At 41.5% G+C, this 22,422-nt stretch carries 26 protein-coding genes; 15 read left to right on the top strand and 11 right to left on the bottom strand.

The window, feature by feature from the left end; genetic code table 11:
* Positions 1 to 13: 13 nt before the first annotated feature.
* From V1500_RS23185 to V1500_RS23175, 3 genes are all read left to right on the top strand, one after another.
* On the top strand, positions 14 to 1,012 hold the full coding sequence (locus tag V1500_RS23185) for an NAD-dependent epimerase/dehydratase family protein (RefSeq protein WP_409303023.1): 999 nt from the start codon (positions 14 to 16) through the stop codon (positions 1,010 to 1,012).
* A gap of 158 nt (positions 1,013 to 1,170) precedes the next feature.
* Entirely contained in the window at positions 1,171 to 2,076 is a 906-nt protein-coding gene (locus V1500_RS23180; RefSeq protein WP_409303021.1) for an ArsR/SmtB family transcription factor, read from the top strand.
* 908 nt (positions 2,077 to 2,984) lie between these two features.
* The gene (locus V1500_RS23175; protein ID WP_409303019.1) at positions 2,985 to 4,220 is read left to right on the top strand and encodes an MFS transporter; all 1,236 of its coding nucleotides are present in this window, start codon (positions 2,985 to 2,987) and stop codon (positions 4,218 to 4,220) included.
* A gap of 153 nt (positions 4,221 to 4,373) precedes the next feature.
* Here the strand turns inward: V1500_RS23175 and V1500_RS23170 are convergent, their stop codons facing one another.
* Positions 4,374 to 4,505, bottom strand: a complete 132-nt coding sequence (locus V1500_RS23170; protein ID WP_409303017.1) for a hypothetical protein — start codon at positions 4,503 to 4,505, stop codon at positions 4,374 to 4,376.
* Positions 4,505 to 4,615: a YjcZ family sporulation protein gene (locus V1500_RS23165; RefSeq protein ID WP_409303015.1), complete on the bottom strand. Its 111-nt coding sequence runs from the start codon at positions 4,613 to 4,615 to the stop codon at positions 4,505 to 4,507. The genes V1500_RS23170 and V1500_RS23165 overlap by 1 nt, the downstream gene beginning before the upstream one ends.
* 357 nt (positions 4,616 to 4,972) lie before the next feature.
* On the opposite strand from V1500_RS23165, the gene V1500_RS23160 reads away from it, so the two are divergent.
* The 4 genes from V1500_RS23160 to V1500_RS23145 all read left to right on the top strand — a co-directional run bounded on the left by V1500_RS23160 (position 4,973) and on the right by V1500_RS23145 (position 9,205).
* The gene (locus tag V1500_RS23160; protein ID WP_409303013.1) at positions 4,973 to 5,290 is read left to right on the top strand and encodes a hypothetical protein; all 318 of its coding nucleotides are present in this window, start codon (positions 4,973 to 4,975) and stop codon (positions 5,288 to 5,290) included.
* Positions 5,291 to 5,479: 189 nt separating this feature from the next.
* Entirely contained in the window at positions 5,480 to 6,880 is a 1,401-nt protein-coding gene (locus V1500_RS23155) for a protease complex subunit PrcB family protein (protein ID WP_409303012.1), read from the top strand.
* Positions 6,881 to 7,024: 144 nt separating this feature from the next.
* On the top strand, positions 7,025 to 7,204 hold the full coding sequence (locus V1500_RS23150; protein ID WP_409303010.1) for a hypothetical protein: 180 nt from the start codon (positions 7,025 to 7,027) through the stop codon (positions 7,202 to 7,204).
* Positions 7,205 to 7,435: 231 nt separating this feature from the next.
* A complete protein-coding gene (locus tag V1500_RS23145) occupies positions 7,436 to 9,205 on the top strand; it encodes a methyl-accepting chemotaxis protein (RefSeq protein WP_409303008.1) in 1,770 nt (589 codons plus the stop codon).
* 40 nt (positions 9,206 to 9,245) lie between these two features.
* Here the strand turns inward: V1500_RS23145 and V1500_RS23140 are convergent, their stop codons facing one another.
* A complete protein-coding gene (locus tag V1500_RS23140) occupies positions 9,246 to 9,398 on the bottom strand; it encodes a hypothetical protein (protein WP_409303006.1) in 153 nt (50 codons plus the stop codon).
* A gap of 154 nt (positions 9,399 to 9,552) precedes the next feature.
* Between V1500_RS23140 and V1500_RS23135 the strand changes: the two genes are divergently transcribed.
* The gene (locus tag V1500_RS23135) at positions 9,553 to 10,287 is read left to right on the top strand and encodes a hypothetical protein (RefSeq protein ID WP_409303004.1); all 735 of its coding nucleotides are present in this window, start codon (positions 9,553 to 9,555) and stop codon (positions 10,285 to 10,287) included.
* A 433-nt stretch (positions 10,288 to 10,720) separates the two neighbouring features.
* Positions 10,721 to 11,200 (top strand): STAS domain-containing protein, encoded by a 480-nt coding sequence (locus tag V1500_RS23130; RefSeq protein WP_409303002.1) that lies wholly within the window; start codon positions 10,721 to 10,723, stop codon positions 11,198 to 11,200.
* Positions 11,201 to 11,295: 95 nt separating this feature from the next.
* On the opposite strand, the gene gsiB is transcribed toward V1500_RS23130, so the two are convergent.
* On the bottom strand, positions 11,296 to 11,682 hold the full coding sequence (gsiB, locus tag V1500_RS23125) for a glucose starvation-inducible protein GsiB (protein WP_409303000.1): 387 nt from the start codon (positions 11,680 to 11,682) through the stop codon (positions 11,296 to 11,298).
* Positions 11,683 to 11,912: 230 nt separating this feature from the next.
* On the opposite strand from gsiB, the gene V1500_RS23120 reads away from it, so the two are divergent.
* Positions 11,913 to 12,749, top strand: a complete 837-nt coding sequence (locus tag V1500_RS23120) for a manganese catalase family protein (RefSeq protein WP_409302998.1) — start codon at positions 11,913 to 11,915, stop codon at positions 12,747 to 12,749.
* A gap of 139 nt (positions 12,750 to 12,888) precedes the next feature.
* Positions 12,889 to 13,722, top strand: coding sequence for an STAS domain-containing protein (locus V1500_RS23115; RefSeq protein ID WP_409302996.1), 834 nt, complete (start codon positions 12,889 to 12,891; stop codon positions 13,720 to 13,722).
* A 51-nt stretch (positions 13,723 to 13,773) separates the two neighbouring features.
* Here V1500_RS23115 and V1500_RS23110 read toward each other — a convergent pair whose 3' ends face one another.
* Both V1500_RS23110 and V1500_RS23105 read right to left on the bottom strand, forming a co-directional pair.
* A complete protein-coding gene (locus V1500_RS23110; protein ID WP_409302994.1) occupies positions 13,774 to 14,025 on the bottom strand; it encodes a hypothetical protein in 252 nt (83 codons plus the stop codon).
* 116 nt (positions 14,026 to 14,141) lie between these two features.
* Positions 14,142 to 14,459 carry a hypothetical protein gene (locus tag V1500_RS23105; RefSeq protein WP_409302992.1) on the bottom strand — a complete coding sequence of 106 codons (318 nt, stop codon included), beginning with the start codon at positions 14,457 to 14,459 and terminating at the stop codon, positions 14,142 to 14,144.
* 340 nt (positions 14,460 to 14,799) lie between these two features.
* Between V1500_RS23105 and V1500_RS23100 the strand changes: the two genes are divergently transcribed.
* Positions 14,800 to 15,180: a chemotaxis protein CheW gene (locus V1500_RS23100; RefSeq protein WP_409302990.1), complete on the top strand. Its 381-nt coding sequence runs from the start codon at positions 14,800 to 14,802 to the stop codon at positions 15,178 to 15,180.
* Positions 15,181 to 15,256: 76 nt separating this feature from the next.
* On the opposite strand, the gene V1500_RS23095 is transcribed toward V1500_RS23100, so the two are convergent.
* Both V1500_RS23095 and psiE read right to left on the bottom strand, forming a co-directional pair.
* On the bottom strand, positions 15,257 to 15,970 hold the full coding sequence (locus V1500_RS23095) for a thermonuclease family protein (RefSeq protein ID WP_409302988.1): 714 nt from the start codon (positions 15,968 to 15,970) through the stop codon (positions 15,257 to 15,259).
* Positions 15,971 to 16,200: 230 nt separating this feature from the next.
* On the bottom strand, positions 16,201 to 16,629 hold the full coding sequence (gene psiE, locus V1500_RS23090) for a phosphate-starvation-inducible protein PsiE (protein ID WP_409302986.1): 429 nt from the start codon (positions 16,627 to 16,629) through the stop codon (positions 16,201 to 16,203).
* A gap of 233 nt (positions 16,630 to 16,862) precedes the next feature.
* Between psiE and V1500_RS23085 the strand changes: the two genes are divergently transcribed.
* Entirely contained in the window at positions 16,863 to 17,615 is a 753-nt protein-coding gene (locus tag V1500_RS23085; protein ID WP_409302984.1) for a FixH family protein, read from the top strand.
* Between the two features lie 277 nt (positions 17,616 to 17,892).
* Here the strand turns inward: V1500_RS23085 and V1500_RS23080 are convergent, their stop codons facing one another.
* The 3 genes from V1500_RS23080 to V1500_RS23070 form a co-directional block, all read right to left on the bottom strand.
* Positions 17,893 to 18,741 (bottom strand): LysM peptidoglycan-binding domain-containing protein, encoded by an 849-nt coding sequence (locus V1500_RS23080; protein ID WP_409302982.1) that lies wholly within the window; start codon positions 18,739 to 18,741, stop codon positions 17,893 to 17,895.
* Between the two features lie 303 nt (positions 18,742 to 19,044).
* Positions 19,045 to 19,455: a VOC family protein gene (locus V1500_RS23075; RefSeq protein WP_409302980.1), complete on the bottom strand. Its 411-nt coding sequence runs from the start codon at positions 19,453 to 19,455 to the stop codon at positions 19,045 to 19,047.
* 712 nt (positions 19,456 to 20,167) lie between these two features.
* On the bottom strand, positions 20,168 to 21,415 hold the full coding sequence (locus V1500_RS23070; RefSeq protein WP_409302978.1) for an ATP-binding protein: 1,248 nt from the start codon (positions 21,413 to 21,415) through the stop codon (positions 20,168 to 20,170).
* 308 nt (positions 21,416 to 21,723) lie between these two features.
* Here V1500_RS23070 and V1500_RS23065 point away from each other — a divergent pair, with 308 nt between their 5' ends.
* Both V1500_RS23065 and V1500_RS23060 read left to right on the top strand, forming a co-directional pair.
* Positions 21,724 to 21,816, top strand: coding sequence for a YjcZ family sporulation protein (locus V1500_RS23065; protein ID WP_409302976.1), 93 nt, complete (start codon positions 21,724 to 21,726; stop codon positions 21,814 to 21,816).
* Between the two features lie 193 nt (positions 21,817 to 22,009).
* Positions 22,010 to 22,372 (top strand): VOC family protein, encoded by a 363-nt coding sequence (locus tag V1500_RS23060; protein WP_409302974.1) that lies wholly within the window; start codon positions 22,010 to 22,012, stop codon positions 22,370 to 22,372.
* Positions 22,373 to 22,422: the final 50 nt, after the last annotated feature.

Raw genomic sequence — 22,422 nt, 5'->3', positions numbered from 1 at the left:
TGGGGTGATCTGGATGAAAGTACTGCTGATAGGCGGGACGAGATTCATAGGAAGAGCTGTGGTGGAGCAGCTCTTGGAAAAGGGGCATGAGGTTGCTTTGTTTCATAGGGGCATGACGGATAGTGACCAGCCTGTGGTAAATATTTTAGGAGACAGAAAGAATCTGGCGGACTATAAACATCAATTCAATAGTTTTCGCCCTGATGTGATTCTGGATATGATTCCGATGACACAGTCTGATGCGCAGGGATTGCTGTCTGTCGCACAGGGAATCACGAATCGGATCGTGGCACTTAGCAGTATGGATGTATATAAGGCTTTTGGCCGGATCGTTGGAATCGAGGGAGGCGAGCCGGAGAATGGCATCATCGATGAGAAGTCGGATGTGAGGGAAAACCTGTTTCTTTATAAAGACGTCGAAGGCAGGGGGGATTACGAGAAAATCCTTTATGAAAAGGAGCTAATGAGAAATATTGATTTTCAATCTACGATTCTAAGGCTTCCTGTCGTGTATGGTCCATACGATTATCAGCACAGAGCCTTGGAATATATCCGGCGCATGAAGGATAACCGCCCGGCGATCTTTCTGGATGAAGGCTATGGGTACTGGAAGTGGACAAAAGGATTTGTCGGGAATGTGGCGGCGGGGATCGTCAAGGCAGTAGAGAAGCCGCTGCCGGAATCCAGGATTTTTAACATAGGTGAAGCACACACGCGTTCCAACAAGGAATGGATTGAGGATATTGGAAAAGTATATGGCTGGAATGGCGAGGTCATTAATGTGAAGGCGGATTTGCTGGATGAATCGCAACGGGCTAATATCAATACGGACCAATTGCTTGTAGTGGATTCCTCTTTGATTCGTAAAGAACTAGGCTATGCTGAACCCGTTTCATATGAAAAAGGACTGCAAAAGACGATCGAATGGGAGCTTGAACATAGCCTGAAAGACAGCGAGCCGTATGATTACTCCCAGGAAGATGAATTGATGCGGAAGCTGTCTATTAGTTAGGGTAGAATTTTTTCATATATTGAAGATAACCGCGCTTACCAGGCCTCCTGTTCTACCTTTTTTGAATGCATGCCTTCTTCAACCCTTTTATACCATTTAGTGGATTGAAAGAGGAATGTCATTTAATATAAGGGTATGAGCTTATGGGAGGTTGCGGTATGTTACAAATCAAAACGGATGTAAGCCCGGTATATGAACTGCTCACAAGCCTATTCGTTTTTACGGTAAAAAACAATTACCATGACCTGGGGAAAACATGGGTGAATGAGATCAAGTCCGGAATGGATAACGAGGATTTTCTAACAAAGATGCAGCAATCTGATCCGCTTCCTTTTGTCGATTATATGACGATGCTAATTTACAAATCTCCTGAAAAACAAGATATACCTGCATTTTTACAATGGCTCAAGGGGCTTTCAGCCGGCGATATTTACGAGCTTTTGTCGCCCTATTTGTCTGCAGGTTTGCCAGGTGAATTAGGGGAGTTTCGGGATTATTATGCTGAAGTATTAAGGTATTGGCATCAGAAGTATCCCATTTCGGAGCACATCCTTGATAAGCTTGCTGAAAAGGCAGCCGGTGTGGAATCTTCGGTGGGTTCCATGGACTCTGTGGAGCTAATCGAGCAAATAACGAATGGCATAAAAATTGTTCCTGATAAAGTAACAAAGCAAGTGATTATGATTCCAAGCTATCATATCACTCCTATGAACTTCGTGTCGCCGCTCAATGAAATATTGATGATCACTTTCCCGGTGGAGATTCCTGGAGAAAACAAGGAAATTCCACCAATGCGATTATCCAGGCTGACAAGGGCGCTGGGGGATGATAAGCGGCTTCAAATCCTTAGAATCCTGGCTTCCAAACCTTATAATCTAACCGAGCTTTCGCGGGAGCTTCAAATTTCCAAAAGCAATTTGCATTACCATCTTACCCTTTTGAGGACAGCCGGGCTTGTGCGCGGCATTAAAGACTTATCGAACAAGCATGACCGGTATGAAGTAAGGCCGGATATGTTCGGACAGTTAAAGGAACTTCTTGAGGAATATGTACTCGGATCATAAATAAAAATCATAGGCACTTCTCTACTTAGTAGGGAGGTGTTTTTTGTATTTGGAGCAAGGATGATCTAAGTTAAATACTCATAGACAAGCTTTGAACTTGTACACATTATTATTGTTAATAAGTGATGTTAATGGAAACGGAGGGGCTGTTTTTTAAGAAATAAGGTAAAAAACAGATCAGAGGCGGGTTTCTAATTTTTTAGATGCTTTTTACAAAGGATATAAACGGCTTATGCTCGAAATCCAAGGTTTTATGTACGGAATTTATGTTTTAATGCTCGAAATCCCGGATTTATGAGCGAAATCCGTCATTTTATGCTTGACTCTACATAGTAGGAAGGTGTTTTTTTATTCTGGAGCAAGGATGAATGATCCAAGTTAAAAGCTCATAGACAAGAGTTGAAATTGTACGCATTTTTATTACCCATATGATCAGTTAATTGGCAAGGAGGGGCTGTTTTTTAGGAAATAAGGTAAAAAAACAGCTCAGAGAATGCTTTTTACAAAGGATGCAAACAGCTTATGCTCGAAATCCAAGGTATTATGCGCGGAATTTATGTTTTTATGCTCGAAATCCAGGATTTATGTGCGAAATCCGCCGTTTTATGCTCGAACCGACTTTTTACCAATTTGGTAATTTGCATACTACCGAAGTTCATTACAGGTATGTACAAACGGAGGGGTCCTAATCAAATTGGATAGTTTTGCGACTCGCGTAAAAAAACATTCCGCTGTAGGATTTTGCCTATTCGCCTGGTGAGTTGGAGATTAATCCGTATCAACTACGCGGTTATTTGATTAGTTTTGCCATTCCCTTTTTCAAATAGAATATTGACACTTTTTAACATTTAATTATAATGAAACTATAATTTTGTTCAAAAAAAATTGAATAACTATGGAGGGCGGCAATGAAGGAATTATTGAAGAACCGCGGTTTTGTCTTTATTTTGCTGGGTAATACAGCATCCAGCCTCGGTGATACGTTTTCGTCTTTTGTCATCAGCTGGCTTGTTTATACTTTGACAGGGTCGAAACTGATGATGGGCGGCATGATGGTGTTCTTCCTTGTATCACGTTCGATTTCGCTGCTATGGTCTGGCCCTTATCTTGATAGGTGGAACCGGAAATATATCATGATCATCGCGGAATGGGTGCGGGCCGTAGCCTTCTTGATTCCCTTCATACTGTATATAACCAATCAGCTGGAGGTATGGCACCTGTCTGCCGTTCTGATGATCACCGGTTTATTCAGCCCGCTTTACCTGCCTTCCAGCATGGCTCATATTGGTCAGCTGCTGCCGAAGGAGCAATTAATAAAAGCAAATTCATTAAATGACAGCCTGTCTCAAATCATGATGCTGGTTTCGCCGGCACTTAGCGGACTGTTTCTTTACTTATTCGGTATTGGCACCGTTTTAATGATCTTAGTGTCTGTACTTTTCGTGTCTGGCTTTCTGCTGATCTTCCTACCTAATCTAACAGAAGGAAATAAGGAGAAACGTGCTTCATGGTCTACTGAGTTTCGCGAAGGCTTAAGTTTTTATAAGGATAATTCCTTCCTGCTTTGGATGGCTATTATCCTCGTGATTTTAAACATCTGCAAAGGTGCATTCTTTCCCATGTTCCTTCCTTATATAAAAGAAGTCGTAGGCGGGGGAACGCTTCACTTCGGGTTCTTTGAATCCTTTATGGGTTTGGGGATGCTGACAGGTACGCTCATGGTCGGATTTTATAAAAAACCAAAGAGCCTTCGGAACATTATGCTTGGTTCCGTCATCCTGGATGGTTCAGCAACAGCCGTATTGGGGATATCCACATTTTTTCCGATGTCCCTGCTTCTCATCTTCATTTCAGCCTTTTGCATGCCTGTTATGACAGTCAACAATACGACATTGTATCAAAAGAGGGTACCCCAGAATTTGTTGGGCAGAGTATTTGCTGTCCGGATGCTTTTCTCTACAATTGGAACTCCGCTCGGGGCGGCAGCAGGAGGAGCGATTGCCGAAGCATGGGGCATCCCGGCATTGTTTATCGGGATTGGATTGCTTATGGTAACCGTTGCATCGCTAGCATTCCTTCTTCCCAGCTTGAGGGAAGTGGAGGACCAGGCGGAGGAGCGCGAAAAAGAAGTGCTTGTGACTTGAAGCAAAACATCGACCGGGCTCTGACAAATGTAAAGGACTCGAGGAAATTTAATCAAACGATTGATTAAATTTAAAAATACACAGTGTTAACCCCAGAGTTAAAATAAACACATCAGTTATTTTCCTCAAAAGACCCCGGCCGTCTGTCCACTATTACAGCTGAATGAGCTTCATATTCTGATTGAGATCATCGATCACATGATTTCCACGAGAGTGAAAATCGTTAGCCATTTCATTGAAAACATAAAGTAAAAAAAAGCGGCCTGCATGGGCCGCCTTGCTCATTACCAGCCATATCCTCCCCAGAAGCTAGCTCCGATAATGATCAAAAGAATAAATAACACAATCAATAAAGCGAAACCACCACCGGCAAATCCAACTGCGCCGTCAGCCATTGCGTTCAACTCCTCTTTCGTATTTTTAATATGGAAGTACTAATATGGGTTGATTTATCTTATGTGGATATGGGGGGAATGACACAATTTCATTAAAAAATGACTTGGTCAAAAATCATTTCTTCGGATTTCCAATCTGTATATCAGGATTCCGCCTGCAGCTAAAATCAATGGTTGGCATAATACAGCGTCCCAAAAAGTTTTACTTCCTCTCAAATTGTTACACATCCATAGTCCTTGTATCCTTAAGCCATATTTTCGTGAAGGCGCATTCTTTTGATAATAGGCAGCCGTCTATGCCGCTTTAGCATGGGACACATACACTATCTTTGAAATTACTTGAGGAGGAGATATAAGATGGATAGACAATACGGAGGATACCCAGGCATGCACGGAGGCTACCCGGGAATGGGCGGTTACCCGGGAATGGGCGGCTATCCAGGAATGGGCGGTTACCCGGGAATGGGCGGTTACCCGGGAATGGGCGGCTATCCGGGAATGGGCGGTTATCCAGGCCATGGATCCCATGGTTACGGAGGCTACGGAGGATACCCAGGCTATGGACACTATGGTCATGGCGGTTACCCGTACGGCCATCACTATGGACATGGCGGCTATCCGGGAATGTATGGAGGCTATCCTCACCGGGATTTTGACTGCGACTGCGATTGCTGAGTACAGCTAACTATTCATTCGAATTCTGATGGGCTAAAAACCAAAATTCCAATAGAGTAAGACGATAAAGAGAAAGGTCTAAATTCCTTTCTCTTTTATTCTGTCCTTAAGTTAATTTCCAGATATATGAAACTTTTTTGATCGCTCCTGCGTCATACTAAGGGAAAATAGATAAGGGGGCAGTCAAAATTGAAAAAAATCCTAGCAGCATTGAGCGTGTTTTTTTTAATTTCCACTACATCCATGGTATCTGCTGAACAAAATGGTATACAACCGCAAAAACCTTCACAGGAATTCCAGGTGCTGACAATGGACCAATTGACAGAGTCAGAACGAGCATTTGTGGAGAACGTAAAAACCCAAAAAGGCATTCACAAGGAAGGGTCGCTGTATGTGTTCTCGTTAGGTCCAAAACCGAGCTCAGGCTATGGGCTACGTTTGGTAAAGCAGGAACAAATATTTGAACAATTGAAGCTTTATTTTAAGGAAGAACTGCCTGAAAAGGACAAGAAATACCTGACAGTGATTACGTATCCGTATGTAGTTGGCAGAGTGAACCTGCCGCCATACACTACATTAACGGCCCTGGATTCTGATACTGGTAAGCCGCTTTTCGATAACCCGGTCAAGAGCACTTCCGGCAATGTACGAACGACTACGGATGTGAAAAAGGTTTGGACAGTGGACGCAGGCCGTACACTGAGACAGTCTGATTTGAAAAATTTTAAGGTGAACGTGCGCCAGCAAGGATCAAAAAGCATACACCCCGTAAAAGTCTATATTGATTCAAAAAATAAAAAGGCCCTGAAAATCCAGCCCTTAAAACCGTATAAAAAAGGCGTTGTTTATAATCTTCTGGCAGAAAATAAAAAATGGCATGTAAACAAAATCATTTCTTTCATCGTGCAGGAGGGACTAAGCAATGTCGTGCTTGAGTACAGCTTTGACAAGAACCTTTCTGGATGGGCCGGCGGATTTGCGGACCTGCCTGTAAATTATAAGAAGGAAGATTATGCTCTGCGTTTTGGATATGAAATGATACCGCTAAAAGGGGAGGCACTTAAAAAGGGTTTGATGCTAAGCGGGATGAACCGGAGTGATGATTTGTTTATGTATGCCAAGAAAAAGATTGGCCAAACGGAAGGGTTGGTCCCTGATAGTACGTACCTTTTTTCCATGGAAGTAGAATTTTACACAAACGTGGAAAAAGGCCTAATGGGAGTCGGCGGCTCGCCTGGTGAAAGTGTATATGTAAAAGCTGGTGTTTCCCCTGCGGAGCCAAAAGCAGTTGCAGTAAAAGGCAATCTGCAGATGAATGTAAACAAAGGAAATCAAGCAGTTTCCGGTACTAATGCTCAGGTTATAGGCAATATTGCGAAAAACAATCTGACTGGCGAACTGTATGAAATGAAGAAATTGAAAATGGCGAAACCTATTATCGTAAAAACAGATTCGAATGGGGAGCTGTGGGCATTTTTTGGCACGGACTCTGGATTTGAGGGTCTGACTACCCTTTATTATTCCAATGTAAAAATCACATTGGCCAAGCAGGGAAGCCATGGCCAGGCAGGCAATGTACAGGAGAGGTAATACGATAAGGACAGGGCCGGCGTGAACAATACCTAAACGCTAATGTTCACGCCGTCTTTGCTTTTTACTTAGGCTTGAATCCGGGCATAAAATTTCAGTGATTTAGCCAAAGTAAGGGTAAAACGTCAGACAAAGGATTTATATATGAAAATAAATGAATTTCTTGGTGGATTGGCGCATAACTATGTGCTGATTACAATGGGAGCCGTATTGTTTTTTGCCGTCAAAGCCTTTGCTGGATTCTTGACATATAAACAAATTAACCGCAAGTTTACACAGCTTGACCAAAAGCTGGACCGACTCTTGAATAAGTCAGGTAAATGAAAGGGAAAAAGCGTAGAAGCAGCCAGTTTTTAGAGTGACTATTTTTACTGGACATCTGCTACAAATCGTATTTGGGCACAGAGCGCTGTGTCCGATTTATAATACCTCTCGAACGAAGCTTAGTTTCCAGAAAATTCATGAAAAATAAGAAAAAAGGCCTTATGTTTTGGTAATTTTATCCGATATAAAGCCTATCATTGTAAAATTACAGGAAAAGAAGGCTGTTTTCTTATGAAAAAAAATAAGTCTGCTAAGGTAAAAGCCCATATCCGCACGAAAAAAACCGATCAAAAAAAGCAGGGTAGTTCCTTTAAGCTTTCCCTGCGTAAAAAACTGGTCGGAAGTTTTGCCATTGTGCTCCTTTTGTTAGGGGGAGCGGGAGGATATGCAAATTATGCTGTAACAAGCATGGATGCAAATTATTCTCATTTGATGGAAGAAGAAGTAAAGACAATGGAAGATGTAAAGGAATTAAAATTGGAAATTAAGCAATCCTCCAATGCAGTCCGCAGTTATCTATTAACAGGAGAGTCTTACTATACTACCGAATATTATGCTTCTGTTAAACGCTTTGACAAATTGGTGAATGAAATAGAATCGACCCACGAGTCCGCTGAAGTCAGGGACATGATGAAAAAACTTGAAAGTGTCCATCAAAAATTCCAGGATATAGTGAAGCATGAAATTGACTTAAGGGCCCAGAATAAGACCTCTGAATATTTATCAGTATTAAAAACAACTGCGAAGATGGCCGAAGGGGATGTTAACAGTTATGCTGATCGTATTATCAAGCATCAAAGTGAGGCGCTAGAGGCTCAAAAGGGGAAAACCCAACAGTTTGTCTCTTTCACGAAGGCCGTTGTTGCCATTTCATGTATCGGAGCAGTGTTAATTGGAATTTTGCTTGCCGTTTATATCAGCCGTATTATTTCAAAGCCGGTCAAAAAAGCATCCCAGGCTCTTAGGAGCGTGGCGGCGGGGGATTTAACAACTGAAGAGATCCAGGTCAAGAATAGAGATGAAATTGGGGAGCTTGCTCAATCCTTGAATAAGATGCTTCGAGATTTAAAGCATGTAATTACCCAGGTGAATATATCATCGGGACAGGTTGCTGCCAGCAGTGAGCAACTGGCTGCAAGTGCAGAGCAAAGTACTGCGAACGCCAAGCAGGTAGCTGAAATTTCCCAGCGCAATTCTCAAGGGATGGAGCAGCAGCTCAGCCATTTTAGAGAAGTGAGCGATTCAGTCAATGAAATGACAGCAGGAATCTTACATATTTCTCAAAACAGTGAGCAAATGCTTCAGGCGACAGAACAAGCTAAGGGCACCACGAAACAAGGAACCGAATCGGTCGGCCATGTCGTACATCAAATGACGAATATTCATCAATCCGTATCCCATGCGACTAAGCTTATACAATCTCTCGAGGCAAAGTCGAGTGAAATAAACGAGATTGTCGGAATGATTACAAGTATTGCCGATCAGACCAATCTCCTTGCGCTGAATGCTGCGATAGAAGCAGCCAGGGCAGGGGAACATGGCAAAGGTTTTGCCGTAGTGGCCGATGAGGTGCGGAAGCTGGCAGAGCAGTCCAGGAAATCAGCAGGTGAAATTACAGGCACGATTGCTGAAATCCAGAGTGAAACAGGACAAGCGGTGGCAGCCATGAAGGAAGGAAATCAGCAGGTAACAGAGGGCATGAAGGATACAGAAGCAGTTCAAAAAGCCTTCGAACACATTTCTGATTCCATAGATGGAGTGGTGTCCAGGGTCGAAAAGGTGGCTTCGTCAGTCAGTGAATTGACTGAGGCAAGCAGCCACATTTCTGATGCAGTGATCGTGGTAAAAGAAATCAGTGAAAAAAGTGCTGCGGCTGGGCAGGAGAGCGCCGCTGCGTCGCAGGAACAGCTTGCCACGATTGAAGAAGTGTCTGTTTCAGCCCATTCTCTTTCCAGCCTTGCTGAAGATCTGCAAAAGGCAATTTCGCGATTCAAACTGTAATATGTACAGGAAGTCAGCAAGCTCGAGCTGGCTTCTTTTTTTATTGATTGTTGTCTTTACCTTCTGGTTGTTGATGATCCTCTCCGAAGGTTTCTTTAACAGCGCTGACGATATGTTTTGTAAGCCTGTTCACTCCCTGTACGGTATCACTTTCATCATTAGTTGTGAAAGCTTCTCGATTTTTATCATTCACAATGTCAGTCTCCTTTCGCGTTGTGCTCTATGAATGTAATTTGCCCTGATTGGGCTTTTTGCATTCTTAAAATTTGGTTACCACCATATGGCATGGTAAAAGAGCCATTCGAGGCAATAATATAATCGATAACCCTTAGAAAGGTGGGAATTCCATGTCTTTAGAATGGTTTGACAGAGTTACCGGTGAGCTGCAGGATAGTCTTGAGTCGATTTGTGACAAGTATGACCAGACAGGAGAGATGTCTGTAGAGCGCGGGGCCAAGCATCCACGAATCGAGTTTTATGCTGAAAGCGATGAGGATATGGATCGGGAGTATTTCTGTACGCTCTTCTATGACCCCCATAATGAGGAATTTTATATCGAGACCATCGATGACGAGTTTGGCCAAATCAGCAAGGTTGTTCTTCCCGACATCGAGGATATCGTCGACGCCGTACATGAAAGCTTCCATGATTATATGAATGGCGATATGTCTGAAGTATCTTATGCAGACGATGATATTGATGTGGATGATGGGGATGACGTTGAAACAGTATACCTTGATGATGATGACGAATACGAAGAAGGCTTTGTAAATGAAGATGACCTGCGCGAGCTGGATGAGAACGGGGATGTCGAAGTCTACGGTGAAATTGATGTGGAATGGGAAACACCTGAGGTTACAGCCTATTTCGAAGAGGATGAAGTAGAAGTAACCTACCAATTTGGGGTTGTCCAGGAAACAGGCGACGGTGTTCTTAGACGGGTAAATCGCATCTGGACAGAAGAGGATGACATAATCAAGGACGAAACGAATTTTATCTTCAGCAGAGAAGAAGCAGGAACCATCATCGCAATGATTGCGAGCCATATGGATTCCATGAGCAACATGGACGAACTCCACTAAATATTGAAAACCATGAAGGCTGCCACAAATTTGGCGGCCTTCTCCGCTTTCATCCATTGCCGAGGTTCAGACCCTGATCAAAGCTCAAGATTATTGATGAGGTCGGACCCGATTAAAATTCAAGATTATTGATGGTCAGAGCCCGTTTGAAGCTCACCATTATTGATGAGGGTCAGAGCCCATATGAAGCTTAAAATTTATTGACGTTCGTCAGACCATATGTGGCGCTTTAAACCATTTCCTGGGGGCTGGCCCCCTTTAGTTCTTTAAGCCGTTACAGGGGTCAGACCCCGTTTGTTGTGCCATATACCTAAAAGCCCTTGGCAAAAATAGTCGTAGAGTTATATATATAATAGTGGTGAAAGATGCCAGAGCGTGTTACATTTCTAGTATACAAATAAAAAAACAGGGATTTTATTAATGGGGTGAGAGTATGCAGAAGACTGAGCTGGAATTATTGCAAGAGCAAATGGAGCAGTATAAACATAAAATAAAAGAATATGAACAGCTAATACAGGACATTTCTGTACCGATCATCCAATCTGTTGTTCCAGATACACTGCTGCTTCCTGTTTCGGGTAAATTATCGCCTGAAAGATTTGAAATTATATATGCTAAATTGATGGATTATTCCCGGTTATCAGAGGTAAGCTGGCTTGTCGTAGATTTTACTGCCATTTCTGTTAAGGAAATCGGTGAGATGGATACATTTGGCAGATATATAGAGAATATACATGCTGCATTAAAATTAATGGGCGTGCAGGTCATATTTTCAGGTTTTACACCAGGAGTATCGCAGGAGTTAGTCAGATCCGGATTGTCATTAAGCCGGGATTTCACAACGTTCTCGACCTTCCGGAAAGCACTTCAATATATCATGGACAGAAAAGGGCTGGTGTTAACGGGAAAATAAAGGAGACGTGCTTCTCCTAGCCGAATTGATAGGAATTACCACGAAGAATGCCCCCATTCATTTCTGAATGGAGGCAATTGACCGTTTATTAATGATTAATCTTTGTTGTTATTGTTACGCGCGTTCCCGCCTTTTTCACCAATCTCTTGATAGAACTCCTTGTCATGGTTCTTGGAGGTAGCTTCCCCGCCTTTTCTTCCGATTTCCTGATAGAAATCTTTGTCGTGGTTCTCAGCAGTAGTTTCTCCGCCTTTTCTGCCTATTTCCTGGTAGAATTCCCTATCGTGATTTTCGGCAGTAGTTTCCCCGCCTTTTTTCCCGATTTCCTGATAGAAGTCTTTATCGTGATTCTCAGCGGTAGCTTCTCCGCCCTTTCTGCCAATTTCCTGGTAGAATTCCTTGTCATGATTTCGGGCAGTAGCTTCTCCGCCTTTTCGTCCTGCTTCTTCCCTGCTCATTTTTCCATCGTTTTTTTCAGCCATGAATACTTCCCTCCTAAGAAAGATTGTGTGTCTGTACGTACATTCCTCTAATATCCTAATTTCGATAACGTTAAACAAAAACCCACAATTAATTCTGTTAGCTAGAATAAAAGTAAATAGGTCTATAGACCTATTTTTTTGGAACCTTCCAGTTCTGCGTTTTCAGGCAGAAACAATGGGTATCAAATGGAGGTAAGGATTACAAAAGACTATTAGGAGGCTGAATAAGAATGTTCTACCATGTAAAAGAACTGCAATTCGAAGCTAAACCCGATAGGCCGGACCCGCTGTTTGCAAAAAAAATGCAAGAACTGATCGGCGGGCAATTTGGAGAAATGAGCGTAGCGATGCAATACTTATTCCAGGGCTGGAGCACGAGGGGCAATGAAAAATACCGTGACCTGCTGCTGGATATTGGTACAGAGGAAATTGGGCATATTGAGATGCTGGCTACGATGGTAGCACGTTTACTGGACAACGCGCCAGTCGACCAGCAGGAGGAGGCTGCAAAAGACCCGGTGATCGGTGCCGTGCTTGGAGGCATGAATCCTCAGCATGCAATCGTGTCTGGTCTTGGAGCAAGGCCTACTGACAGTGTAGGAAACCCATGGATGGGAAGTTACATTGCGTCCAGCGGGAATTTATTGGCCGACTTCCGCGCGAATCTTAACGCGGAATCGCAGGGACGCCTTCAAGCGGTAAGGCTGTATGAAATGAGTGACGACCGTGGAGTGAAGGACTTGCTTTCCGTACTGATCGCCCGCGACTCCTATCATCAAAACCAATGGGCAGCTGCCATAGTGGAGCTGGAGGAAAAAGAAGGGCTGCTCGTGCCAAGTACTTTCCCGCGTGAACAGGAGAGGTTGGATGTAGCCTTTACGCTGTATAACTTCTCACAAGGTGAGGAAAGCAGTACTGGAAGATGGGCGAATGGTGAAAGCCTGGACGGGCATAGCTCATTTAAATATGAAACCAGTCCAAAACCGGAAGCGCCGAAGCCAGAGCTGCAGCCAGCGCCGCCGAAAACGCACAACACACTGCCGATGGATAATAAAACCTTATTTTAAATATCTAAAAGCCTCATAAAATTTATGGGGCTTTATTATTTTTCCTCTTATAAAAATGCTGCTAGCCCGAAAAGGAGGATAATTTAGAAAAATAAAGAATTACATGTTATAAGTTTTTAGGTTTTGAGGGGGAGCACCGTTGGAGACAGCTAAACTTTTGGGGAAACAGATTGTAGAGCAGCAGCTTGAGTTATCAAGAGGAATCAGTACTGGATTAAAAGAGAGGTACAACCAATTTCTTGGAGAAAGCGGTCTAGAGGACCTGGAGATCGTGAAATGGCGGGGCAAATTAATTGGATACATAGGGACCGCGTTAATGTCTTTGGACACAGATAGTGTGTGGGATGAGGTGACGGACTGGTCCAGGCAAACGGGACAAGAAGCAGTGAATTATGGAATAAGCATAGATCAGCTGCTCAGTACAAACAAAGTATATCGTACTGTCATATGGGATTTTTTGAAAGAACATATCGACAAAGAAAACGCCAGGATCGATACCATTTTAAAGATGAATGAAATTCTTGACTCGATTATGGACCATGCAGCGTATTTGTTCAGTGTGTCGTATGTCGAAAACTATAAAAAAACCCTTTCCATGGCTCGGGAGGCTATTGTAGAAATTTCCACACCGGTTGTTTCGCTTTCAGATGAAATCGCGATTTTGCCATTGGTAGGCGAGCTGGACACAGATAGAGCAAGGATTTTAATGGAAACATCCCTTGAAAGGTGTGCTTCCATTGGAAACTCCGAGCTTATAATAGACTTATCCGGTGTTCCTGTTGTCGATACAATGGTGGCTTCTGAATTGTTCCAGGTTGCAAATGCTCTAAAAATGATTGGAGTGAAGCCCACTTTCACAGGCATCCGTCCAGAAATTGCCCAGGCTATGGTAGGTTTAGGGATTGATTTCAAAGATATACAGACAATGGGCAGCTTGAAGCAGGCGATCGCTAAAATTAATAAATTGTATTAAAATTAACAGTTGGAACATAAAAAAGCCAGCCCTTAAGCTGGCTTTTTGCGATTAATCGGAAATCAGGATGATATAGGGAAGCGTCACATTTTCAGGGAGTTGGGAACTGTAATATTTATAAGCTGGACTGATGGAGTCAATCAGCATCATTTTTTCAGTAATGAAGTTCTTTGAAAATAGGACACTTCCATTGAATTTATCTTTTACTGTATCATAGAATAGCTGGCATGCGTCTTCCTTGCACGACGCAGCGATAATCGCATATTTGTATTCGTTGATTGCATAAAGCCGGATTCGTTCCATAAGTGTACCACCCCAGGTTAATGATGATATATATATACCCAGCTTCTTGAGTTGGTACACTTTGAACTCATTAAGAACATGAATGGCTATCTTTACAGGAGAACAAAAACATTGTTTTAAAAAGAGGAAGCAACGTTCTCTATGCTTTGTGTGCTTGTTTCCATACTAATCTGAATAGGATGGACGTTCTGTGCTGCTAGCTTTTCTTGAAGCGGTTCAATCAGCATTAAGAGGTAGTTGCCTGCGTTGCCATTCCGGTTTAGGATTTTTTCAATATTGTTATTGATTATTTTTAAATCCACTTCAGATGAATATTGCGTGAATAAATGAAATGCTAACTCGGGCGAGATTGGTTTTACTTTGCTATTTTTCAGAGAAGCTCTCAATCTTCTGCAATTGGCCTCAAATTGGTGATAAATAGACAAATCTTTCATGTTAAATCGTCTCCTTGTTGTTTTATGTATATATAGATTAAACCTAATATGGGAACGCGTAGATTCCAGTAATCTCTATGAATTCACGTTGTGTAAGGCACCTGGCAAATAAACAAATACTGTAAAAGATATAGGCATAATGGCATCTGTATGTATCATATGGATTATTTATCCTGTTGTCCAATAGTTTTTAGACATAAAACTCCATATTTCGACATCAATTAAAATTCCTTCAATCATAAAATACATTCATTCAGACAAAAAAAAGAGAATGTTAGTAGAATTTTTTACCATTTAGGTGGTTGACATAACCAACTTTTGGGATAGAGTGGTACCAATATTGGATGTAGCCCAAGTTCTGTATGAAACCGGCTTTGAGAGTAATGAAGAAAGTAAAATAATCCTGGTGTATTTTCGTGATTTGTCCATTGGATTGGTGGTAGAGGAAGCTACACAGATCTTGGACGTTGATCATAAAGATCTAAGGGGAATGGATGGGGTCATCAGCTCCAAGATCAATTATGTAACAGGAGTTATGATGACTGAACGGGGGTTCGTGACCCTGCTTAATCCGGATGAGCTCTTCCTCAACCTTGGCGAAATCGATGCAATCCGCAAGGAAATCGTACAGATTGATAGCTTAAATATGGAACAATCCGGTTGTGAAAACGCAAAACCGATTAATGAAGCACATACTTCATTAATCGGTTTTTTTAGTTGAGCACGGAAATACGCAGTGAACTTTGGGTGTAATTGAAAATAAATAAGACCCTCCAAAAAGGAGAGTCTAGCATTGTTTACTTCCATAGATTTAATTTATGCACCTTGGCATAGGTCATGGCAGTACGGACCCTAGTTTCATATCGATATGTTCCGTAGTCATAAAAGTCCTCTACTAAGCCTGCTTTTGTGATATCCTCCTGCAGCAATCTGCCATCCACCCATACCCAGGCGAGCAACCGGTTATATTTATCGTATTTGTCTTTCCCGTCAAGCTCCAGTGTAATTTTCTTAGCTTTCTTTAAACGATTACATGTATATTGGCTTGCTTCCTTGCCGTACTTTTCTTTTGTAGTTGTATATTCGGGAGTGTCGATGAACAGGAAGCGTGTTTTCGTTACTTTGCCGTTGATTCTAAAGTTAGCTGTATCCCCGTCGGTACAAGAAGATAAATAAGCTGTGTATTTTGTATTCAAAGTCGGCTTTACAGCTGGTGCTTTAGGCGCTGCGGCAGTCCCGGTCGGCAATGACATGCCTTCCAGATGTAATTTGCTTGTTATCAGCTTATTCTTGCACGAGTTGCTGCTATACTTTTTAACCAGCGAGACAAGCTCAGCTTTTGATTTAGCTGTTTTTGCTAAGGTAGTTGGCTTGTGCAACAGGTAATTGCATGTCTTGTTGTCGAAATGGCCGCCCAGCTTGTCATACGCTCCCCGGTGTGCTGAGGATTGTGTCGGCAAGATGGAAAGGAATAATAAGAACGAGGCTAAGAACAATAGATGTTTTTTCATTTATATCCCCCTTGGTAAGAATTACGGGATAATATTACCATGTTTATGGATAAAAGATACAAGGTAAATTATGGAAAGATAATTTATAAAGTTGGAAAATGGCCGCATTGATAATAGTCTATATGAGCAAAAAAAAACAAAAGGGTGATCCTGCCTGCAGGGTTCACGGCTTTTGTTATTAATTCATATCGTAAAACATATAATCTTGGCTCGGTCGATCTGTGTCTTAGCTACATCCTTCCTTTTCTTCCGGAAGCCGAATTCATGAGGACAAAGCCAAGGATCAGAACAAGAGTGGCTAAAGTAAACAATAATGTGTGTAACGGGTTATCATGATACACGATGATGAGCCTGACCATGGCCGTTATCCCGATATACAGGAAATACCGAATCGGAAAGTGGTACTCCTCCTGGAAATATTTAGCGATCATCGCAATGAACTCGAAGTACAAAAAGAAAACCAGTATCCGTTCCAGGTGGTCATATTTGATATCGAGGTTTGGTGTAAAGATAGAGATGCTAATAAAATAGATAATTTCCTTGGCAAGCAAAACGCATAAAGTAATGGAAAGGAATAATAATGCTACATTTAAAGCGAGCTGAAGGTAGGCGGAGATTTTCGTGCTCGGCAAGCTATATTTGACTTTTTGATCCTCCAAAAATAGTCCTCCCTTGTTACTTTCGTTAGTTTACAATCATGCTTTTGCATGTCCAAACAAGTTATTTATGGAAGCTATATCATTTGATTTGATTAAACATACATTTCCACCACTTATGATTGCCTGAAAAAGCCCAAATAAGTATTTCGTTTTTGTACACATTTCTTGAAAGGGAAAAGGAGTATAATTAGAATATGTATGATCATGGATAACTACATGAAAAGAGGATCGACATGAAAAAATATTATATCTTATTCATCAGTATGTTTTTACTGTTAGCGGGCTGTGCTCAAAATGACAATTCCGGGTCAAAACAAGAAACCCCGGAGTTTATAGAAGTTTCCATAAAAGCTCCTGAAAAAGTGAAGCTGAATGAAGTGGTAACCTTCGAAGCCACTGTAACGCAGGGCAAAGAGAAGGTAGACGATGCAGACGAAGTGCAATTCGAATTCCGCAAACAGGGCGAGGCAGAATCTGAAATGGTTGACGCCAAGAATCAGGGAAGCGGAGTCTACGCGATCAAGAAAGCATTTAAGGACAACGGGATTTATATTGTGGTAGCGCATGTCACCGCACGCGATATGCATAATATGCCGAGTACAAAGATTACTGTAGGAACTCCTGACACAATAGCAGGACAAAAACATCCAGAAAGTACAGAAGAAGCTCCTGAGCACGAACATCATCACGGAAATGCAGAAGTTGCCATTCATTTTGACATCGACGAAGCTGTCACTTCCAAGAAGCCAGTTACATTGAACGCACATATCATGCATAAAGACCAGCCTTTAACAGCAGCCAGAGTCCGTTTTGAGATCTGGAAGCAGGGTGAGCAGAAACATGCTTTTCTGGAAGCAAAAGAGCAGGCGGGCGCAGAGTATAATCTGAATCATACATTTGCAGCACCGGGACAGTATCAAGTAGTCGTTCATGTTGAAAAAGACGAAATCCATGAGCACCAGGAACAGACTGTAACGGTAAAATAACAGAAGGGGCCATCATCTGGGGATGAGGGCTCCTTCTTTGTTTTACAAATGTTTATATAAGAGCACAAGCATCAATCAACTGGGGTATGTGTCATCACTGGGGAATGCTGACTAAAGTCTTTTTGATGTACTTTACAACCCTTATGAAGAATAGAAATGAGTTGGATTACTAGAAGAATATCATCTTCATCGCTTTTACTAAAGGTCATACTACTTTCAAGGTATACCGACAACAAAAAAGCAGCAAGGATCGCCCCGCTGCTTATGTTTCATCCACTTATTTCTTTAACTTCAAAACCTGCCCAATATTGATGCGGTCGCTCTTCAAATTATTCAATTTCTTGAGGTCCGAAACACTCAATTTTGCCTTTTTGGCTATGCTGTAAAGAGTGTCGCCTTTTTTCACTTTGTAGGTAGAAGGGACGGCCGTTCCTGCTGCAGCAGAAACTTTCAATACCTGTCCGACTTTCAGGGAGTCGCTCTTAAGGTTATTGAGTTTCTTAAGTTCCGCAACTGTTGTGTTATACTTTTTGGAAATGCGGTAGAGATTATCTCCTTTTTTCACAGTATATGTTGCTGTACTGGCAGGTGCTTCCGGCTCCTGGTCCAGAAGGTAAAGCATATCACGGCTGAATGTGACTTTATGCTTGGCCTTATATGCAGCAGCTGCCTTCTTGAATTTGGCATCCTGTGCATCCACAAATTTCAGCATAGTATTGTATGCTTTTTCGAATTGTGCGTCGGTCAAATCGCCATTCACATAATCCACTTCTAGATTAAACATTTCCACCAGGCTGTCATAAATGTAAGCATCCATTCCTTGAATCTCAGGATTAAGCTTTGCAATGACAGCATCATCCTCTAAAGCTCTATCAAAATAAGTCAGATATTGATCGTAAATCTTTGCTAGTTCCTGTTCTGTTTTTGCCTGTTCCAATTTCTTTGTATATCCATCCAAAGTATGCAGAATTTTAGCGTAGTGCGTTGCAAACGTATTCAATTCAGATTGGTATTTTGATATTTGAGTTGCAGCGGAAACGGAAGGGATGGCCGGTGAAACGGCTGCTCCTGAAAATAACAGCGATGTGGCCAGAACGGAAGCTGCAATTGCTTTTTTAGTGATCATATTGATTAATTTCTCCTTATCTGTTTTTATTTTAAATAAAAGGAAGACAATTCCTGTAAATATCGTAGCATAGGCGGAATTTCTATTATACTGGTAAAATAATGTTTTTTTATAAGACAAAAGTTGCAGGATCGTGTCCTCCACTTTAATGAAAAAAAGCCAATGCAGAGGCAATGGCTTTTTGGCTTTATCTCTAAGCTTTCTCCACTCTTCATAGACATGAATCGTAAATCCGCTTAAGGATCTTTCATTTTAATAACTCAGCATAAGGCTGGAAGTTATATTTGCGGTTTTGGTCGTCGATCATTCTTTAGAAGGTGGCAGATTGGAAAAATTCAATTCCCATGTGATTCCATACTTGTCCTTTACAACTGCGTATGTAGAATTCCAGAATGTGTTTTGAAGTTCCATCTGGATTTGTCCATCCTTTGATAACAGGGAATAGGCAGATTCAATTTCTTCAGCGGACTCCAAATCAATCATCAGCCAGATGTTTGTACCGCTGGTAAGAGGCCTAAACACATCGGCGAAAAAAATAGTACAGTGTTCATTAATATGCAGCTCGGCATGTATGTATTTCCCTTCCTGTCCTTCGAAGCCTTCCACATGGTCAGAAAGCTGTGTATTTTTAATTTCCCCTCCGAATATTTGCTGATAATAATCCAATGCTTCCTTGCAATTTTCAATATAGATGTGAGGCAAAAGCCGTTTCATGACAACGCCACCTTTTAAAATAGATATTGATGGAAGTATTATACCATTATTTAGGGAGGCTTTTATTTATAATTTAGTGATGAAAAAGAGGGGGATTAACTTACGGAAGGTTCATATGAGGGAATCAGTAAATGGCAGGCCGCAATGTCAGCCTATTTTTCAGGGCAAGTTAAAGCAAGCAGTTATTTCCTCGGAAATTGTAGAATTATGTAAGGGAATAGTCGCTCATCGGAAATCCATATAGTATATAAAGATGAAGTCAGCTTCGGCAATAACATAATTAGGCCGCTAAAAACATGGCGATGGCAGTCAGCAGACTTATGATCATGGCTACTATCTTACTCATTGGTAACTCTCCTAAGGTGGTTTTTTGTGTTTCGGTTCCATATTTCAGCCAATTCGCCAGATCGTATCTTTACTCCTGCAATCATCGTTAAATGTTATAATCTGGAAATATAACTTTTAGAGAAAACTTTGGAAAGCCAGCGAGAAAAAAGAATGAATAGATTGAAACATGAATTCATCGATGCACTACGTAATTAATCAGGTTCGGTTCAGCGAAAACCTTCTGCTACTTGCCTGGTACAGCATGCAAACAATACGCCAAATTATATTTACCCATTAAACAATTTGTAAAACCTGCAATCGACAAAACTTTTTCAAGTTCAAACACAGCCCCTTTTTTTAAAAAAGAGGCTGCTTTATAAAGGAATTATTTCACAACTTGGGGTAATTTAATTGTAAATTTAGTACCTTGTCCTACATTACTTTCTACTGTGATTATCCCCTTCATTGATTCGATAATCTGATATGAGATTGTCAGCCCTACCCCTGTACCTTTCTCTTTTGTGGAGTAAAAAGGGGTTCCCAGCAGTTTGAGCTGATCTTTTGTCATCCCTTTTCCGTTGTCTTTTATTTCAATGAAAACTGATTCTGCAGCTGAATATGCTCTAATATTAATGGACCCGCCTGTTTCCATAGCTTCGATCCCATTCTTCATGATATTGACCAAAACCTGTTTGATTTCATCTTTATTGCCCTTAATAAATAAGCCCTCCTGAATCGAGGAGTAAATGGAGATATTCTGGATGTTGGAATATGAGGTCATCAAATCAGTTATGTTTTGGATTTCCTCTGATAGGTTTAGGAGCCTTAATTTTCCGGTATTGGGTTTAGCCAATGACAGGTAATCGTTGATAATGGACTGTGCATGCGACAATTCATCAAGGGCAATCCTGATGTAGTCTCTTTGGGAAGCATGCAGATTCTCATCCTTGCTTATAAGTTGAAGGAATCCGCGGACTGATGTCATAGGATTGCGGACCTCGTGAGCAACTGACGCGGCAAGCTGGCTGATAACGTTCAATTTATCTGCCCTCTGCAGCTCATCACGTATCATGACCTGCTCATTCACATTTTCTATGACCAATAAGACTGTAATCAGTACGGCCCAAGTGATGACAGAAAATAAAACCATGAAAGGAAGCTGCGCTTTCTCCTGGGCTGAGCACAGGGTGATCGCTTTTGTGACCGAGTACAACCAATAAAGACAGGAAACTCCAATAAGTTTACGCTTAAGTGCCAACTTTTCAAATCGGTTGGCCAAGAATAATATAATGATCACAATAAAAGAATATGTGATCAGTGTAACATAAAAGCCAAGGCCTCCCAGGTAGAAGCGGTAAAGTAACATAACACCGAAAATAAGCAAGCCTGAATGAAAACCGCAGTAAAAAAAGGCAAGGATGATGGGAATCATCCTCAAGTCATATAGATAGCCATCCCTATAGATAAGAGGGATGGTCATGATAAGCAATAGCATGATTAGCAGAATGAAGGTCAATTTTGATGTAATCTTTTTTCTTTTTGTTCTGTTCTCATGAAAAAACAAATGATAAATATGTATAAGGGCAAGGACAATAAGAATCTGGTTGAAAAGCTGATTGATGTCCTCCAGCATGTAATGGGAGCCTCCTAGCACGTATAGGTAATTTAGACTATTTCTTAATTTCGCTAATTAGCCGCTAAAACCTGCAAAATTCGTCAGAGACTTTGAATTTTTTGTTGCATCTTCGCACGTCGCGTTTTATGCCTGGCAATAAAAAGCCCGTCTGTTATGGATGCCATATTTTTCGCTTGCTTGCCGAGACAAGTGCATGTGACAACTCCCACCAAAAAACAGGCTTTCCTTCGGGGACCAATCTACATAGTATGTAAGGAATAAATCATTTAAGATCCCTTCTTAAATGAAGAAAAGGAGTGAAACAAATGGCTGGATATGGCTACGGCGGCGGTTTTGCGCTTATCGTTGTTCTTTTTATTCTTTTGATCATCATTGGCGCTTCTTTTATAGGGTACTAATGTTCAAAAAAGCTGCAAGCGCAGCTTTTTTTATTTTAGCTCCTCCTTCTATACATGTTTGTAATCAATGCAAGGGCGGATCAAAACACAGTATTAAATATAATTCGGTTTTATTTAAAGTTATCTGGATAAGTAAATTTGCATTAGGTATAATTCCAGTAGCAAAATAATAGTTGTTTAAGGAGGAAAGGCCATGATCAAGAGAATAGCGACCGTAGCGGTATATGTGGAAGATCAGAAAAAGGCAAAGAAATTCTGGACGGAGAAGGTTGGCTTCAAAGTGGCTGCAGAACATCAAATGGGACCGAATGCTTTCTGGCTGGAGGTAGCGCCACAGGGTGCAGATTCACATCTGGTCATCTATCCAAAATCAATGATGAAGGGCCATGAAAACATGAAAGCTTCCATTGTTTTTGAATGCGATGATATTTTGGCTACATATGAAAGACTGAAGGAAAACGGTGTAGAAATGCTTGGTGAACCTAATAAAATGGAGTGGGGTACCTTTGTCCAGTTCGTAGATGAAGATGGGAATCAATTTCTGTTAAAAGGATAAGCATGCCGCAGACTCGTTTTGAGTCTATTTTTTTATGGTCCGGTTTTTGT

The sequence above is a fragment of the Peribacillus sedimenti genome (assembly GCF_046237635.1).
Lineage (GTDB): Bacteria > Bacillota > Bacilli > Bacillales > DSM-1321 > Peribacillus > Peribacillus sedimenti.
Note: the sequence above shows the minus strand (reverse complement) of the source record. Positions and strands in the feature narration are given on the sequence as shown.

Bases quoted from the DNA above. Each gene is read 5' to 3' on its own strand.
- V1500_RS23185 (WP_409303023.1), top strand. From the start codon at position 14: ATGAAAGTACTGCTGATAGGCGGGACGAGATTCATAGGAAGAGCTGTG.
- V1500_RS23180 (WP_409303021.1), top strand. From the start codon at position 1,171: ATGTTACAAATCAAAACGGATGTAAGCCCGGTATATGAACTGCTCACA.
- V1500_RS23175 (WP_409303019.1), top strand. From the start codon at position 2,985: ATGAAGGAATTATTGAAGAACCGCGGTTTTGTCTTTATTTTGCTGGGT.
- V1500_RS23170 (WP_409303017.1), bottom strand. From the start codon at position 4,505: ATGAGCAAGGCGGCCCATGCAGGCCGCTTTTTTTTACTTTATGTTTTC.
- V1500_RS23165 (WP_409303015.1), bottom strand. From the start codon at position 4,615: ATGGCTGACGGCGCAGTTGGATTTGCCGGTGGTGGTTTCGCTTTATTG.
- V1500_RS23160 (WP_409303013.1), top strand. From the start codon at position 4,973: ATGGATAGACAATACGGAGGATACCCAGGCATGCACGGAGGCTACCCG.
- V1500_RS23150 (WP_409303010.1), top strand. From the start codon at position 7,025: ATGAAAATAAATGAATTTCTTGGTGGATTGGCGCATAACTATGTGCTG.
- V1500_RS23145 (WP_409303008.1), top strand. From the start codon at position 7,436: ATGAAAAAAAATAAGTCTGCTAAGGTAAAAGCCCATATCCGCACGAAA.
- V1500_RS23135 (WP_409303004.1), top strand. From the start codon at position 9,553: ATGTCTTTAGAATGGTTTGACAGAGTTACCGGTGAGCTGCAGGATAGT.
- V1500_RS23130 (WP_409303002.1), top strand. From the start codon at position 10,721: ATGCAGAAGACTGAGCTGGAATTATTGCAAGAGCAAATGGAGCAGTAT.
- gsiB (WP_409303000.1), bottom strand. From the start codon at position 11,682: ATGGCTGAAAAAAACGATGGAAAAATGAGCAGGGAAGAAGCAGGACGA.
- V1500_RS23120 (WP_409302998.1), top strand. From the start codon at position 11,913: ATGTTCTACCATGTAAAAGAACTGCAATTCGAAGCTAAACCCGATAGG.
- V1500_RS23110 (WP_409302994.1), bottom strand. From the start codon at position 14,025: ATGGAACGAATCCGGCTTTATGCAATCAACGAATACAAATATGCGATT.
- V1500_RS23105 (WP_409302992.1), bottom strand. From the start codon at position 14,459: ATGAAAGATTTGTCTATTTATCACCAATTTGAGGCCAATTGCAGAAGA.
- V1500_RS23095 (WP_409302988.1), bottom strand. From the start codon at position 15,970: ATGAAAAAACATCTATTGTTCTTAGCCTCGTTCTTATTATTCCTTTCC.
- V1500_RS23085 (WP_409302984.1), top strand. From the start codon at position 16,863: ATGAAAAAATATTATATCTTATTCATCAGTATGTTTTTACTGTTAGCG.
- V1500_RS23080 (WP_409302982.1), bottom strand. From the start codon at position 18,741: ATGATCACTAAAAAAGCAATTGCAGCTTCCGTTCTGGCCACATCGCTG.
- V1500_RS23075 (WP_409302980.1), bottom strand. From the start codon at position 19,455: ATGAAACGGCTTTTGCCTCACATCTATATTGAAAATTGCAAGGAAGCA.
- V1500_RS23070 (WP_409302978.1), bottom strand. From the start codon at position 21,415: ATGCTGGAGGACATCAATCAGCTTTTCAACCAGATTCTTATTGTCCTT.
- V1500_RS23065 (WP_409302976.1), top strand. From the start codon at position 21,724: ATGGCTGGATATGGCTACGGCGGCGGTTTTGCGCTTATCGTTGTTCTT.
- V1500_RS23060 (WP_409302974.1), top strand. From the start codon at position 22,010: ATGATCAAGAGAATAGCGACCGTAGCGGTATATGTGGAAGATCAGAAA.